The sequence below is a fragment of the Microcoleus sp. bin38.metabat.b11b12b14.051 genome (assembly GCF_013299165.1).
Classification (GTDB): Bacteria; Cyanobacteriota; Cyanobacteriia; order Cyanobacteriales; family Microcoleaceae; genus Microcoleus.
This window is the reverse complement of the sequence record NZ_JAAFKD010000003.1, coordinates 166,540-181,805: the sequence shown is the minus strand read 5'-3', so window position 1 is coordinate 181,805 and position 15,266 is coordinate 166,540. Positions and strand designations below refer to the sequence as shown.

Sequence of the window (15,266 nt, the reverse complement as noted above, 5' to 3'; positions counted from 1 at the left end):
TCCGGTTGGGATAGCGCTTATTTTTGTTGTATCAATTTTTTGGGTGGATATTGTGCTGTGTGCCTACTTGGTCGCCTTTAAAATTAACCGTTCCAGTGTTGAGATTCCCAAGTTCCTTAATATTAATCGTCTGCCCATGCGAGTTTTTAGCGTTGGTTGCTTCTGGTGTTAGGGACAACTCACGTATCGGGTAGTCGTAGTATTTGCAGGCGGCTTGGATGGCGAGGATGAGGTGGTGAACTTCTTTGCCGAATTTGGAGGGGATTAAGGTAAGAAGGTGGGGGAGATGGGGGACGACTTGCTCTGTGTGCTGCTTAGCCATATATTCTAACACAAATACCGCGTCTTTACGCACAGATGAGTATGAATCTTCAACAAGTTTAAGCAATCCCGGAATCGCTACATCGGAACCGATTCTGCCAAAAGCAACTGCCACGCTACTACGCACATAATGCTCTGAATGTTCAACAAGTTTAAGCAATCCAAAAATCGCTAACTCAGAACCGATTTTGCCTAACGCATTTACCGCACCCATACGCACACAGTGGGATGAATCTTCAATTAGTTTGAGCAATCCCGGAATTAGTGCATCGGAGCCGATTTCGTCTAAGACATCTCCTACATTATCACGCACCTCATGTTCCGAGTATTCAACAAGTTTTAGTAAACCAGGAATCGCTAATTCGTAGTGGATTTTGGCTGAGGCACCTATTACATTATTACGCACATCAGAGTCGGCATTTTCAACGACTTTCATTAAACCCGGATTTTCCAACTCGCAACCGATTTCTTTTAAGGCTTTTGCTGCACTCTGTTGCACAATCATCTCGGGATCTTTAACGAGTTTAAGCAATCCGGGAATTACTGCCTCAGAACCGATCACGCCTAACGCATCTGCCACACTCTTACGCACAAAATACTCTGAATGTTCAACGAGTTTAAGCAATTCGGGAATCACTGCCTCAGAACCGATTTTGCCTAAAGAGTCTACCGCGCTACTACACACATATGAGTATGAATCTTTAACGAGTTTAAGCAATCCGCGAATTACTGCATCAGAACCGATCGCGCCTAACGCATCTGCCACACTCTTACGCACATCAGAGTCTGAATCTTCCACGAGTTTAAATAATCCTGAAATCGCCTCATCGGAACCGATTTCTCCAAGTGCATATGCCACATTATTACGCACATCCGAGTCTGAATCTTCAAGGAGTTTAAGCAATCCGGGAATTGCTGCCTTGGAACCGATATTGCCTAAGGTAATTGCAGCGCTCCAACGCACATATGAATCTGAATCTTCCAGGAGTTTAAGCAATCCCGGAATCGCCTCATCCGATCGCACTTCTTCCAAAAGCCCAACCTTCAACCACCCCGGCACATCCAACCCATCCACCAACCCAACCGTGCGCTGCTGAAACACCCGCTGCACCTCCCCCGCCAGTCGCGCCCCCAACATCAAATCCACATCCAAAGCCAGCCGCACCACCCGCAGCGCCTGCACATCATCCCCCAACAACGACAGCATGAACGCCAGAGGCTCCGTCCATTTAAGATAATTCAAATAGAAATACTGCAACCGTCGATCGTCCGTAGCATCAATATGCTTCTCATCAAACAGTTTCCGCAACGCCAGCCCCGCATAATACTCCTGAAACAATTGGTGATGAAACTCAATTTCCTGCCGCTTTGCCGCCACCTGCAACAGATGATGTTCCAGCAAATCCTCTAGCCACTCCTTCGCCTTCGTTGGCGCATCCAGCACGCCCCGATCGCGCAACCAGCACTCCAAAATCTCCTCAGCCCGATGGCGAGAAATCGCCACCAAACCATCCGTAGGGCGCTCCGAATCGCCCTGCAACATCACAAAAGCTAACTGCGGCAACAGATGCGGCTTGAAGCGCCGAAAATCCTCCGAAACCGACTGAGCGCCCTTAAACTCGTCATACTGGCGATCGAACTCCTGAAACAACTCGCCCTTACTCTGGGGAATTTTCTCGCTATTTTCATCAAACACCTGACACATCATCCACAACAGCAACGGTGTTTCTGCGACTTCCCGCAGGCGATTTCCCAACTGTCGCAGCAGCAAATCCCCATGTTGCGGCAAATATTTGCCCACAAACTCCCGCATCTGCGGTTCCGTCAGCGCGCACATCTCCAGTTGTTTCTCAATCCCCAAAGAGCCGCCCAGCGCCAAATCCCGCGTCGTGAAAATCATGCGCGTATGGGAATTTTTATCGTGGAATCGCTGCAACTCCTGCCGCCGTTTTTGCGATGGTATCTCATTCACTCCATCCAGCAACAGCAGCAACTTGCCACGCACCCGCAAATCGTTTACCTCTTCCGGGCTAACATTGAGCTGTGCATTCTCAAATTCTGCACAGATTGCCTCTAGGATCGACTCATCGTACTTCAACTGTACCAATACCGGAATCTGTCGATCGCCCTTTTCCAACGCTTCCAGTGCCAATTCCCACCGAAAACGCTGCAAAACCGTCGATTTTCCCGAACCGGGCTTTCCCAATAGCAGCAAATTGCCCTGCTGCACGTATTTGCGGAGTCCCGTTAGCACTTCCAGGCGATCTATTTTCGTTTTTGGTTTATTTTCTGCGGGAAAGGGCGATTTTTCCTGCGGTGGAATTTCCACCCGCACCTCCACTTGTAAATCCGTCAGCGTGTAGAGATGCTCTTTTTCTTGATAAGACTTAACCAGGAATCGGAGATATTTAGGAAAATCAACTGGTTTTTCCATTTGATTATAGATTTTAGAATATGGATTGAGTATAGAATTTTTTCTAAATTCGCGATCGACGGTGAAAATTCCGGGTAAAAATCTAATCTTCAACCTGCGGAGGCAGGTTTTGCTTGTGTAGATGCGGTTTCAACCGCCGTCTAATCTTCAACCTGCGGAGGCAGGTTTTGTCTGTGTAGACGCGGTTTCAACCGCCGTCTGGTGTCGCCATTGATTATAGATTTTAGAATATGGATTGATTATAGAATTTTTTCTAAATTCGCGATCGACGGTGAAAATTCGGGTAAAAATCTAATCTTCAACCTGCGGAGGCAGGTTTTGTCTGTGTAGACGCGGTTTCAACCGCCGTCTAATCTCGCCATTTGATTATAGATTTTAGAATATGGATTGAGTATAGAATTTTTTCGATATTCGCGATCGAGGCTAAAAATTCCGGGTAAAAATCTAATCTTCAACCTGCGGAGGCAGGTTTTGCTTGTGTAGACGCGGTTTCAACCGCCGTCTAATCTTAATAGCTGCGATTGCTTCGTTCCTCGCAATGACAATTTTCAACTGAACCGTATTGCCCTATAATTTTACTAATTAACAATCACCAAATCTAAAATCTAAAATCTAAAATCTAAAATCGCATTACCCATGCAATTCCCCATTGGGCATAATCGTACCACGCAATTGAGCCCCCGCTAAATTAGCAGTTGTCAAATCCGCCCTAATCAAAGTTGTGCGGTGCAAAATTGCATCCCGCAAATCAGTTCTAGCAAGATAAGCATCAGTCAGATCAGCCTCACTCAAATTCGCTTGATTAAAATTAGCTCTGCTCAAATCAGCCCGGATCAAATTAGCTCGACTCAAATCAGCCATCACCAAATTAGCATTACTCAACTTAACATCAGCAAGAAACGCACCGCGCAAATTAGCACCAGCCAATTCAGCATCAATTAACACAGCTCTTTCCAACTTAGCATCTGTCATCACAGCCCAAGAAAAATTTGTTTCTACTAAAGTTGCTTCAATCAAAATTGTTCCATCTACAATAGCTTCGATTAAATTTGCCTGAGTCAAATTGACTTCTTGGAGGAACGCTCCACTCAAATTAGCTTGACTGAGATTAGCTTTAGTTAAATCTGCACCTTGCAAATTGACGCCGCGCAAATCTGCACCTTGTAAATTTGCACCCCGCAAGTTTACGCCCTCAAAAATCCGCTGCTCCTTTCGCAAATTTGCTCCGCGCAAGCAGGCGCCGCGCAAATCTGCACCTTGCAAATTGACGCCTCGCATATCTGCATCAGTCAAATTTGCATCGATAAAAACTGCCAAAGAGATGTTGGCTTTACGAAAGTCTGCACCTTGTAAAGTAGCTCCGTGGAAGTCTGCATCAGACAAATTTGCTCCACTCAAATTTGCCTTGTTTAAATTGGCACCGCACAACTTGGCATTAGTTAAGTTGGCGCGCTGAAAGTTAATTCTGCTCAAATACGACATCGTTAAGTTTGCTCCCCAGAGATCAGCGCTGCTTAAGTTGACACCGATCAAATCGGCGCCGCTCAGGTAGACTCCTCTAAGATTCATACCTTGAAAATCAAGTTCTCCTGATGTATATCGTCTTAATATTTCGCTGGAATTCATATTTTTTTGCTTGGTAATTGAACAAAATCTACACGCTAGAAATTTTGGAAATTTCCAGCCGATGTCGGCGGATGAAAGTTTGTGCCGCCCAGACTGAATTCTGGCAAATGCGATCGCACTTATTGCATTTCAGTGCTGAGTGAGGCGGACAAGAGTTTGTGGAAGCCCAGACTTTTATCTCGGCATTTAATGAGTTTGACTCACAAATTCTTGAGTCCAAGCGACTGTTTTGTTGCCTAATTGCCGCCCGTGAATTTTTACCTTAGTAATATATTTAGATTTTAAAGTACCCAGTTTTTTGTGAATGTATGTAGCTAAATCCTGTTGGTTTGGTACTTCGGCAGACTCCAGAATGATGTGGAGCCAACCGTCTTTAAATCCCGCTGTGGCGGTAATTCCCTTAGGCTGTAGCAATTGATCGATCAATTGGGCGATCGCCTTTGGTTTGCCTTGTTTTGCCATTTCCACAAGCTGATGGCGATCGGGTTTCTGGCTAGAGTTTTGCTGCTGCGGTATTTCGGAAATACTTTCTGGAGTATTCTCTAGGGTTTCAGCAGGATAGCGCCCGCTTTCTTTTGACTCCAATTCGCTAAGTATTTCCATTAATTTATCGGTAAATCCCTGGATATTTCCTAAATAATTTCTGAGGTTTTTATATTTCCAGTACAAACGCTCTTCTGCACTTTCTGTATAAAATTTGCCGTTTGAAGCGGCTTCTAACTCGCTGAATATCTTTTCTATTTGGGTGGTGGCCGAGTTAGCACTTTCCCGGACTAATCCTGTCATTTCTTCTTCGAGTCCCAATTTGCGTTTGATGGAATCGCTAATATTTACACTAACAGGCTCTGCCGGAGCAAAAGTTTCGATTAGTGTCGGCGTTTCTGTAACTGGGACTTGGAATCTTTCTACTAATTCCTGTCGGAAATTGCCAGCGGAATTATTGCTGCTGGTTTCGGGTTCTTGAAACTGTATGTGTTCTGCCCTGTCCGGCACTAAATAACTCTTCTGGGGGTCATAATGATAGTGAGTCGGAGTAGCTTGAATGAGCTGAGTAATATCGCCCGCTTCAAAATAATCACTGCGCCTGTCAACTGGTTCGCTCTCGCCATAAACACTGCTGTTTAAATGCGTGCGATCGCCATCTTCGGTAGCGGAATCTTCAGAGCGATCGCGCTCTTCCTGTTGCAACTTTGCGTAACAAGGATTCATCGCTTTGATAATCACGCTAGCGGCTTGGTCGCATTCGTCTGTGTTGTCCAGATTGCCGGCTGTTCTGTACAACTGAGTTTCGAGTTCCGCGAGGCTGCTGCACGCATTAAACAGTTGTCGCAGCAAACTGTCAAGTTCTTGGGTTTTCAACAGCAGCCAGTCGCGATCGCTAAAAGTGAACTCGTGATAAAGAGTCGAAAAAATCAGGATTTTCGCCCTCAGCGGATTTGTTTGCTGTAGAATTTTTTCCCTGACATCAAACAAATTTCCCGGGTCTCTTTGGTTCGCTTCTCCTAATGGCAGTTCGGAACTGAAGTGCTCGTCAATTGCAGGTGCTTCGTAACCGCCAAAATTAGATATGTTTGTTTCTAATCTTGTGAAATCTTCGTATTCGTAAAGCCGGCTCAGTTGGCAGACGATTTGGTCTGCAACTAAAGCGTATTCTGTTTTTTTATTAACTTTGGCAACTATACTGTTTAAAACTGCTTCAATATCTTCTAACCTGCTGTATTTAGCGCATATTTCTTCGATTAAGCTCCCTAGATCCGCGCTGGTGAGTTGGGCAGGATCGTTTTCCCAACACTCTTTACAAGCAAAAAATATTATTTTTTTAATGCGCGAGAGATTGACATCTTGTCCTAATTCGCGAACAACTTCATCTAAAATAGATAAAGCTTTCATAGTTTTCCTCCCCCAAAAATACCCTGTTAGTGGATTTTAGATTTTAGATTTTAGATTTTAGATGCTTCGACTTCGGTTAACGCCGTCGAACAATTTTAGATTTTAGATGCTTCGACTTCGCCGTACAAGCTTGAGATTTTAGACTTCGGCGCGAGGCCGAGGGTGGGTTCGCTCGATCGCGATTCCCGCTTGCTTGCCGCAGCTCGAACTGTCGAACGATTTGAGATTTACTCTCACATTAAATCAAAGAAACGCCCACAAAAGTGTAAAATTTTAGTATCTCCACGACAGGACTGCGTGGCACAGCACCCGTTTTTGGGCGGGTCAAAAGTCAGCGATAAATAATAAAATTATACCACATTTGATAAATGCAAGACTTTGATACGATCGTCATTGGCAGCGGCATTGGCGGCTTAGTCGCCGGAGGGATGCTAGCTCGCTACGGCAAGCGGGTGCTGGTTTGCGAGAGCCACACCATAGCGGGCGGGGCGGCTCACAGCTTTTCGCGACGGGGATTTCACTTTGATTCTGGGCCTTCTTTTTATTGCGGTTTGACCGATCGACAATCGCTAAATCCTTTGCGGCAAGTCTTGAATGTTTTGGAGGAATCGATCGCAGCCATTGCCTACGATCCGTTGGGGCATTACCATTTTCCTGAAGGAAGTTTGCCAGTTTATGCTAATGCGAGAAATTACTTAGATGCTGTAGCTAAATTCGCACCGCAAGGCGCTATAGAATTGCAGCAATTTCAACAAAATTTATTAGTTTTGTATGAAGCTTTGCGTGGAATTCCGGCTTTAGCGCTGAGATCAGACTTACAGTTGATACCAGTGTTGCTATCTCGGTACTCGCCTGCTTTGTTGAAGTTATTACCGTCAGTAGGGGCGATCGCCAGTTCGGCTGGTACATTAATGGATAGGGACGTGCGCGATCCTTGGGTAAGGCGTTTGATCGATTTGGAGTGCTTCTTGCTGTCGGGCTTGAAAGCGCACGAAACCGTCGCCCCGGAAATCGCTTTTATGATTGGCGAACGATCGCGAGTGGCGATCGAGTATCCTGTAGGTGGCAGCGGTGCGATCGTCGATGCCTTAGTCCGAGGCTTGCAGCGCTGGGGCGGAACATTGCGACTGGGAACTCCCGTCGAGCAAATATTAGTTGAATCCGGGAAAACTACCGGAGTTCGCTTACAAAACGGCGAAATTATCCGCGCCCCAATTGTGATTTCCAATGCCACAGTTTGGGATACTTACACAAAATTATTGCGGGCTGAAGATTTGCCAGACAGCTACCGAAAAACCGCTTTATCCATCCCAGCAGTAGACAGTTTCATGCACCTGCATTTAGGAATTAAAGCCGAAGGACTAGAAAGCTTGACCGGCCACCATGTTGTCGTGCACGACAGCAAAGTTGACATTACAGTACCCGGAAATACCTGTATGATTTCGATTCCTACAGTGTGGGATACCGAGCTCGCGCCGCCCGGACATCACGCGATTCACGCCTATACATTAGAACCTTATGCAGGTTGGAAATACGGCGACGGTTATCAAGAAAGAAAACAAGAGCGATCGCAATCTTTGTTTAAAGCTTTAGAAAAAATTATACCGGATTTGCGATCGCGAATCGTCTTAGAGTCGATCGGCACACCACTCACCCACGCTCGATATTTGCACCGCTATCAAGGCACCTACGGCCCTGCCATCGCCGCCCCCAAAGGCACCTGGCCCGGGCCACAAACCCCAGTCAAAGGCTTGTATAGGGTGGGAGACAGCACCATGCCCGGAATTGGCATTCCCGCCGTCGCAGCATCGGGTATTTTGTGCGCGAATACTCTGGTAAATTCCGATATTACAGCACAATTCTTGTAAAGGCAGCCGCCACAGGTTTGATGGTGCGGACTTTAGTCCTCTGATAATTTAGAATAGGACTAAAGTCCGAACGATCGAACATTTTATCCACCAGCGGCAAAAGCGCCCATAACTGCGATCGACAAAGCCAAACCTGGCAACAATAGCATTCCTAACATCAAAGCATCATGTCCGCTCATAACTTTCTCCAGATACTGACGTTGAATAGCTTATCATACAGGCTCAGATTTCGCCACCGTCTTAACAATTAAAACCGACAGATTGATGTAGGAGTCACCGGGCAAATTTTATTCACAATCTGATTCCCCCGCAAGTCTATCGTAGTTAACTTTTGCAAAGATTGCAGCGAACTGATATCAGAAATTTGATTGTTGTATAAATCCAGGACAAATAACTTATTCAAACCTTGTAACGCACTGCAATCTGAAATCGAATTATTGAACAAATAAAGTTGACCCAAATTCGTTAACGATTTCAGAGGACTAATGTCTGAGATTTGATTGTTACCGAGGTTGAGTTCAACTAAATTAGTTAGAGAAGCCAAAGGACTAATATCGGATATTTTATTTTCAAATAAAACCAATTTCTTTAAGTTCGTTAAAGATTTCAGCGGAGTTAAGTCAGATATTTGATTCTCGAACAGAAACAGCGTACTGAGATTTTTCAAAGACGCGAGAGGGCTAATATCTGATATTTTGTTCTTGTAAAGAAAGAGCGTATCAAGTTCAGTTAAATTTGTCAGAGGAGCGATGTCAGATATTTGATTTTTGTAGATAATCGCTGTATTTAACTTAGTTAAATTTTTGAGAGCACTGATGTTAGTAATTTGATTGTCAAATAAAATAAGGACGGCAAGATTAGCCAGAGAGGACAGCGGACTGATATCTGATATCTGATTGGTATCTATAAAGAGTGCATTCAGATTTATGAGAGATGACAGCGGACTAATATTTGATATTTGATTGACATCTAAATACAGGATTTTTAGCTTAGTTAAAGATTGCAGAGGAGCGAGATCGGATATTTGATTGCTGCTGAGGTTGAGAACAGTAAGCTGAGGGAAAGATGCGAGGGGACTAATATCTGTAAGTTGAGAAAGTTTCAGGTTTAGTTCCGTTGTAGTCGAAAGCACTTCATTAGCTCGATCGCACTCAGTCGTATCTGATATTTGCAACAATATTTCTACAGTATGTCTGGCGCCAGGAGAGAGACTATCTTTGTGCGAACACCAATCTAAAAAGTTATTATAAGTTGCTGTCATCGGTTTTAGCTGTGAGAATTCAGTCCTAAGTGCCAAAACTCTATCTTTAGCGTGCCACAACAGCACATTGGCTATAAGTAGAGCATCAAACTGGTTCGTAGTAAGGACTTCAGTCCTTCTTAAAGTTCGTAGTAAGGACTTCAGTCCTTCTTAAAGTTCGTAGTAAGGACTTCAGTCCTTCTTAAAGTTCGTAGTGAGGACTTCAGTCCTTCTTAAAGTTCGTAGTAAGGACTTCAGTCCTTCTTAAAGTTCGTAGTAAGGACTTCAGTCCTTCTTAAAGTTCGTAGTGAGGACTTCAGTCCTTCTTAAAGTTCGTAGTAAGGACTTCAGTCCTTCTTAAAGTTCGTAGTAAGGACTTCAGTCCTTCTTAAAGTTCGTAGTGAGGACTTCAGTCCTTCTTAAAGTTCGTAGTAAGGACTTCAGTCCTTCTTAAAGTTCGTAGTGAGGACTTCAGTCCTTCTTAATTAAGAATTGAAATACTGACTACAAATTTCATTACGGGTAATTGACCAGAAATGATCTAACCATATAACAGGGAATTTGCAACAATCATTATAGTAATTGTATCTGAGTGGCGAATGAAATTTTTTGCCTAAGTTTGACAAATTTTAGCATAATTTGTGTAAAGTAATCCTAAGAACATTCTTCAGAGAATTCATTCGCAGGAGCCAAGAGCCAACTATGACGCCCGAACTAATTTTTAACGCAGGTAATCTGTTCGTTTTACCTTTCTGGGCAATTATGATTTTATTGCCTAACTGGGGAATTACCCGAAAAGTCATGAATTCGTTTATTCCCTTTGCTGTGCTGGCAGTATTGTACATATATTTGTTTGGTAGCAGTCTGACTCCAGAAAATGCGGCGGCTTTGTCCAATCCCAAGTTAGCAGATATTGCGAAGTTTCTGGGAGAAGAAACGGCAGCAGCTACGGGATGGATACATTTTTTAGTGATGGATTTGTTTGTGGGGCGCTGGATTTATTTGGAAGGACAGCGGACGGGAGTTTGGACTGTTCATTCTTTGGCTTTGTGTTTGTTTGCTGGGCCGATGGGATTGCTTTCTCATATTGTAACTGCTTGGATTACTGAAAGGTTTTTCCCGAGTTCTGAGGCGGCGACAACTGTTACTCCTTCGGTTTAGTTATTAGTAGCGCGCAAAACGGGCTGATCTCTGGTTCGATCGATTAACGGCACGCGCCATAGGTTTGTAGTGCAGACTTCAGTCTGCTCTCAGACGGAGTACCCAAGTCCGCACTACGAACACCAGAATAATTATAAGTACGAAGTTCCTCGCCCTGACAAAATTTTAAGCTGTGGCTAGGGGCAACACTAGGCGGGCGACAATTAAATTATTTGGTAAGATTTCTAAGGAAAAATCTCCCCCCATTAAGCATACCGCGCGCTGACAAATTAAGAGATTTTGGACGATCGACCTATTTGACACCACAGCCAATATATCAGCCTGCGAACCGCTGTTGAACGCAGCAATTAACTGTCGATCGCACTCACCACTATCGATCACAGATAATTCCAGCCAATCCTCCCCCAAAAGTTGAGAGCGCATCTCAATCTTGTCGCCAACTCCAGAGCGCCTACAAGCCATCGCCAGCAATTCGCACAGGATCAAATCCAGCTTGATGCTATCGCCGCGAACGCTCAAAGTCTGGCCCGCAGGCAGCGACACAGCAAGCTCTCTGTTGACTTCCAGCAAGATTCCCGACTGTTTGACCAGGGGGGACGTGCGATCGAGCGATCGCCTCAGCCAAGCACTCACAGGCACCGCATCTCGTGCAAATTGCAGGCGCCACTGTTCGTGTTTGAGCACCAAATGAATTGACCCCAAAGAATTACCAATCTGGCGCAAAACCTGTTGGTAGCGCAAAGTTTTCAGAGCATCCTTTTGTTCCTTCGCCGACTGCAAAATCGACTGGCTCAAATCTCCCAACTCCTTCACCCCGGCTCCCACATTGCGGTAAAAATCCTCAAAACGGCGCTGCTTGTACCAATTGAGCATCTCCAGTTCCAATCGCTGCGACTCCTGAGCCGATTGCACAGCCAAATACCTCCGCCACCAAGCCAACTGAGACGCCATCGAACTCAGTAAATTTACGGACAACTCCGACCACTGACGACCCGCAGCGTCTGCAACCACCACAATGCCGGCCGGAGCGTGTTCTGGGGCGCTTTGCAGCGGCACTGCCAAAAGCTCCCCAATTCCCGGGCTGCGGAGCCACCGCTTCGTCGCCAGCGACAGTTGGCTCGTGCTCAGTTGCAGCACGCCGGATTTGGCGAGGGTTTGTTGGATCAAACCATCTGTTTCGACGAGAATCACGGCCTCGGGATTGAGGGCAAATACGGGATTGGCAGCTACAGCCGCGGAGATTGCAGCTTCCTCCTGGCCTCGATTCCAAGTAATTACGGCTACTAAAGGACAGGCAATTGTCTGGGAAAGATTTTGAGCAAAGTTGCGATCGAGCTTTTGCAGCGGCAACTCCGGGAACATCTTCGCTGAAGCAGCAGATTTTTGTTGTTGGGATTGTTGCTCGCTAGAATGTTGCAACAGCGTCAAACCCGATTTGATCGATCGCTCAAATTGCTGATATTTCTCGATTTCCGAACTCTGCTGCCAAGAGTGCAAGATCAATCCTAGCTGTTGGCTGACTACCCGAACTAATTCTCGCTCCGATCGCCTCCAAGTGCGAGTCGCGCTGTGCCCGACAACCAGCAAACCCTCGATCGATTTTTGATTTTTGATTTTTGATTTTTGATTGGGGTGTTCTCCCTCGGGCTGTTTCCCCAGAGTATTCGACGCCAAAAGCGATCGCACCCCCGCTTCCGCCAGCACTTCCCGCCAAGCGCCCAGCCGCCCGTCTTCATCCCAATTTTCGATCGCCAGAGGTTCCCCGCGATCCTGAAGCAGCTCCACATCAGCCGCATCGAGGGCATTCAGCGGCGAGGGTACTTGTCGGCGGTTGCGGGGCAGATTTTGGCAGACAATTTCAAAGCGATGTTGTTCTTCCCCGTACAGCAGCAGCAAAAAGTATTCGCATTTGAGCCGAGAGCACAACTGCTCTGCCGTATTTTTCAAAGTCGCCTCCCAGTCAACATCAGTGTAGATGGCGCGAGCGATGCCGGCAGTTAAATCTCGATCGAGCCGCGTTTGCTCAATCCTCTCCTCCATCTCCGACAAAGGAGCCGTCAGAGCCACTAACTGCGCCGCTCCCCGCAGGTAATGTTTTTCATTGTCTTGCCAAATCCGGGGCTCGGCGGCTTCCACTGCCAAAAATCCCAACAATTCCCCTTCCAAAACAATCGGCGCCGCCAACAGAGAGCGAGCGCGGATTTGCTGCATCAACCGCCCCGTCAGCTCAGTTTTTAGAGAACTATGAGATTCACCGATCCAAACCATTTCTTCCCTAGCCAAAGCCTGATAAAATTCCCCCAAATCTTGCACGGTGATGCCCGAAGCAGGTCGGATCGAGCCTAAACCCGGAGCAATTTGGCGGTTGCTGACTCGGCGCCAAAAATAGCGGCGCTCTTGCTCGAACCAATAAACATTGGTGCGCGTCGGCTCGATAAATTCGTGGGCTTGTTCCACTACCGCTTGCAAATATTGATCGAGCGATCGCAGTTCCCGCAACTGCGAAATCAGCGCTAACAAAGACTCGTCCGGGCGTTTGACCAATTGTCGCTGCCAATCTTTTTCTATTTGATAAAGAGCAGTTGCTAGCGCTCCAAATACGATCGACAACTGCGTTTTTTCCCCCGAACTTGGCGATGCTCCCCACACATCAGTCCCCAGCAAAATCACCCCGTAACAGCGGTCTTTGTAGCGCAGCGGAAACAGAGTCGTGCCTTGAATATTGTAAGTTTGAGCTGCTTTGCGCCATTCTCCGGCTCTGTTTTCCGATCGCAAATCCGCGACTCCCACCGGCCGCAGTTGAATCACCACTTGTTCGAGCAAATCCCCCGGAGTCAGTGCAAACCGCTGTTTGAGAAAAGACAAGTCCCCGTTAGGAGTCATGCCGCCTTTTCCAAACAATCTGTGGGCTTGTCGATCGTACAACCCGATCCAAATCAACCGCCAGTCAAAATCCGCTTGCAAGTAACCGAGCGTGGTTTCCAGCAGCACTTCCACATTCTCCTCTTCTCGCAGAGTTTGGAGAAGGCGCTCCAGCCCAGCGATTTGTTCGTCTACATCCTTCGGTCTTTGATCCTGCCCCATTTCCCAGCTTCCCCGCACCTTTGTCCGATTGCCAAGTTCCCCAATTAAAAAGTTTTTAAATTAAAATGGATGGACTTATAATATAATCGTCTCAATTATGCTTCAATCTAAAAAATTGAATAAAGTCGATCGAAGTTAACCTCAAAACCTCAGCTTCCCAGCCTCCTCCTGAATATTTTTCTAAAGTCAGCGCAAAAGCGGACACTTCCTTTCCGACATGAGTCCTGGATCTCCCAAAATTTTCGACCCAACGATCGGCAAGCTGCTGGCGCCAAAGTTCAATCTCCCAACTCAACTCGATAGTAAATCTAAAATCCTTCGAGGCATCGCCAGCCAGGGATGTCGCGCGATCGCAGCCCGCAGTCTCACATCTAAAAATAGAAAATCGACTCACCCGCTCATTTGTCAACTGCCCTAGGACAAGTCATTGGATATTTATCAATCAGGCGTGCGCCCGCTGCTGTTTTCCGTATTGAAAACCGATGCCGAGTGGCTGCACAACCGCACTCTTCAACTTCTCGAAGTCGCAGCCAAAACCCAGTCAAACCCCGCCACCAGCCAAATGCTCTGGCGATTGCACAAATCTTTGGGAGTCCAAGATTCTCGCCTCGAACAATCGAAGTGGGGGCTGAGCTTCAAAAATCCTGTCGGCTTGGCTGCGGGATTTGATAAAAACGGCGTAGCAGCAGACATTTGGGAAAATTTTGGCTTTGGCTTTGCTGAACTCGGTACCGTCACGTCGCAACCGCAGCCGGGAAACCCCCAGCCTCGCTTGTTTCGTTTGTCAGCAGACAGTGCAGCACTCAACCGCATGGGATTTAACAATCAAGGAGCTGCGGCAATGGCAGCCCGGTTTCAGGCAGCACAGAAACACTCAAAAGATGTCTCGCCCTCCATACCTCAGTCTCCTTTCCCCTTGGGCCTGAATCTCGGTAAATCTAAGGTAACACCCTTAGAGCAGGCAGCCGCTGACTATTTGGAGAGTTTTAAGTTGCTCAAAGATTGGGGCGACTATTTTGTCGTTAACGTTTCATCTCCGAATACGCCGGGATTGCGATCGCTCCAAGATGCTGCTGGGCTTAGCACAATTTTGGAAACTTTGCAACAAGAAAATCAAGGAATCAAGCCAATTTTAGTCAAAATTGCCCCGGATTTGGAACCCGAAGCGATCGCCTCAATTCTCGACTTAGCAAAAACCTACCAAGTAGCAGGAATTATCGCCACAAACACCACCATCCGCCGCGACGGATTGAAAACGCAAATATTGCGAGAAACCGGGAAACCCATCGCCGAAGAAGCTGGCGGAATTAGCGGAATGCCAGTGCAAGAGCGATCGACCCAAGTCATCCGATTTATCTGGCAATATACAAAAGGCGAATTACCGATAATTGGAGTAGGCGGCATTTTCACCGCCCAAGATGCTTGGGAAAAAATCGCCGCCGGTGCAAGTTTAATTCAAGTTTATACAGGTTGGGTTTACGAAGGGCCTTGGATGGTGCGCCGAATCTTGGAAGGTTTGCTACAAAAATTAGAAGAAAAAGGATTTAATTCAATTTCCGAAGCGGTTGGTTCGGAAAATATTAAATAGTCCGAGATTCCGATAAGTGCGATCGCCGCCGCTCGCGAGTCTTAGACAAGATTG

9 protein-coding genes are annotated in these 15,266 nt (G+C 46.4%); 3 read left to right on the top strand and 6 right to left on the bottom strand.

All coding sequences use genetic code 11. The features are described 5' to 3' along the window. Positions 1 to 31 precede the first annotated feature (31 nt). The 3 genes from QZW47_RS05185 to QZW47_RS05175 all read right to left on the bottom strand — a co-directional run bounded on the left by QZW47_RS05185 (position 32) and on the right by QZW47_RS05175 (position 6,271). Complete coding sequence (locus QZW47_RS05185) at positions 32 to 2,755, bottom strand: HEAT repeat domain-containing protein (protein WP_293124717.1); 2,724 nt, start codon at positions 2,753 to 2,755, stop codon at positions 32 to 34. Between the two features lie 630 nt (positions 2,756 to 3,385). Beyond that, the gene (locus QZW47_RS05180) at positions 3,386 to 4,381 is read right to left on the bottom strand and encodes a pentapeptide repeat-containing protein (protein WP_293124715.1); all 996 of its coding nucleotides are present in this window, start codon (positions 4,379 to 4,381) and stop codon (positions 3,386 to 3,388) included. A gap of 186 nt (positions 4,382 to 4,567) precedes the next feature. After that, entirely contained in the window at positions 4,568 to 6,271 is a 1,704-nt protein-coding gene (locus QZW47_RS05175; protein WP_293124713.1) for a hypothetical protein, read from the bottom strand. A 368-nt stretch (positions 6,272 to 6,639) separates the two neighbouring features. On the opposite strand from QZW47_RS05175, the gene QZW47_RS05170 reads away from it, so the two are divergent. Next, entirely contained in the window at positions 6,640 to 8,139 is a 1,500-nt protein-coding gene (locus QZW47_RS05170) for an NAD(P)/FAD-dependent oxidoreductase (RefSeq protein WP_293124711.1), read from the top strand. Between the two features lie 247 nt (positions 8,140 to 8,386). Here QZW47_RS05170 and QZW47_RS05165 read toward each other — a convergent pair whose 3' ends face one another. Next, positions 8,387 to 9,400 (bottom strand): leucine-rich repeat domain-containing protein, encoded by a 1,014-nt coding sequence (locus tag QZW47_RS05165; protein WP_293124709.1) that lies wholly within the window; start codon positions 9,398 to 9,400, stop codon positions 8,387 to 8,389. 681 nt (positions 9,401 to 10,081) lie between these two features. Here QZW47_RS05165 and QZW47_RS05160 point away from each other — a divergent pair. Beyond that, positions 10,082 to 10,540: an ABA4-like family protein gene (locus QZW47_RS05160; protein ID WP_293124707.1), complete on the top strand. Its 459-nt coding sequence runs from the start codon at positions 10,082 to 10,084 to the stop codon at positions 10,538 to 10,540. A 165-nt stretch (positions 10,541 to 10,705) separates the two neighbouring features. Here QZW47_RS05160 and QZW47_RS05155 read toward each other — a convergent pair whose 3' ends face one another. Beyond that, complete coding sequence (locus QZW47_RS05155) at positions 10,706 to 13,624, bottom strand: GAF domain-containing protein (RefSeq protein ID WP_293124705.1); 2,919 nt, start codon at positions 13,622 to 13,624, stop codon at positions 10,706 to 10,708. A 91-nt stretch (positions 13,625 to 13,715) separates the two neighbouring features. Next, entirely contained in the window at positions 13,716 to 14,018 is a 303-nt protein-coding gene (locus QZW47_RS05150; protein ID WP_293124703.1) for a hypothetical protein, read from the bottom strand. 33 nt (positions 14,019 to 14,051) lie between these two features. On the opposite strand from QZW47_RS05150, the gene QZW47_RS05145 reads away from it, so the two are divergent. Then, positions 14,052 to 15,212: a quinone-dependent dihydroorotate dehydrogenase gene (locus QZW47_RS05145; protein ID WP_293124701.1), complete on the top strand. Its 1,161-nt coding sequence runs from the start codon at positions 14,052 to 14,054 to the stop codon at positions 15,210 to 15,212. The last annotated feature ends 54 nt before the right edge of the window (positions 15,213 to 15,266 follow it).

Excerpts from the sequence above, each read along its gene's own strand:
- QZW47_RS05155 (WP_293124705.1), bottom strand. The coding sequence starts at position 13,624 with ATGGGGCAGGATCAAAGACCGAAGGATGTAGACGAACAAATCGCTGGG.
- QZW47_RS05160 (WP_293124707.1), top strand. The coding sequence starts at position 10,082 with ATGACGCCCGAACTAATTTTTAACGCAGGTAATCTGTTCGTTTTACCT.
- QZW47_RS05165 (WP_293124709.1), bottom strand. The coding sequence starts at position 9,400 with ATGACAGCAACTTATAATAACTTTTTAGATTGGTGTTCGCACAAAGAT.
- QZW47_RS05180 (WP_293124715.1), bottom strand. The coding sequence starts at position 4,381 with ATGAATTCCAGCGAAATATTAAGACGATATACATCAGGAGAACTTGAT.
- QZW47_RS05170 (WP_293124711.1), top strand. The coding sequence starts at position 6,640 with ATGCAAGACTTTGATACGATCGTCATTGGCAGCGGCATTGGCGGCTTA.
- QZW47_RS05185 (WP_293124717.1), bottom strand. The coding sequence starts at position 2,755 with ATGGAAAAACCAGTTGATTTTCCTAAATATCTCCGATTCCTGGTTAAG.
- QZW47_RS05175 (WP_293124713.1), bottom strand. The coding sequence starts at position 6,271 with ATGAAAGCTTTATCTATTTTAGATGAAGTTGTTCGCGAATTAGGACAA.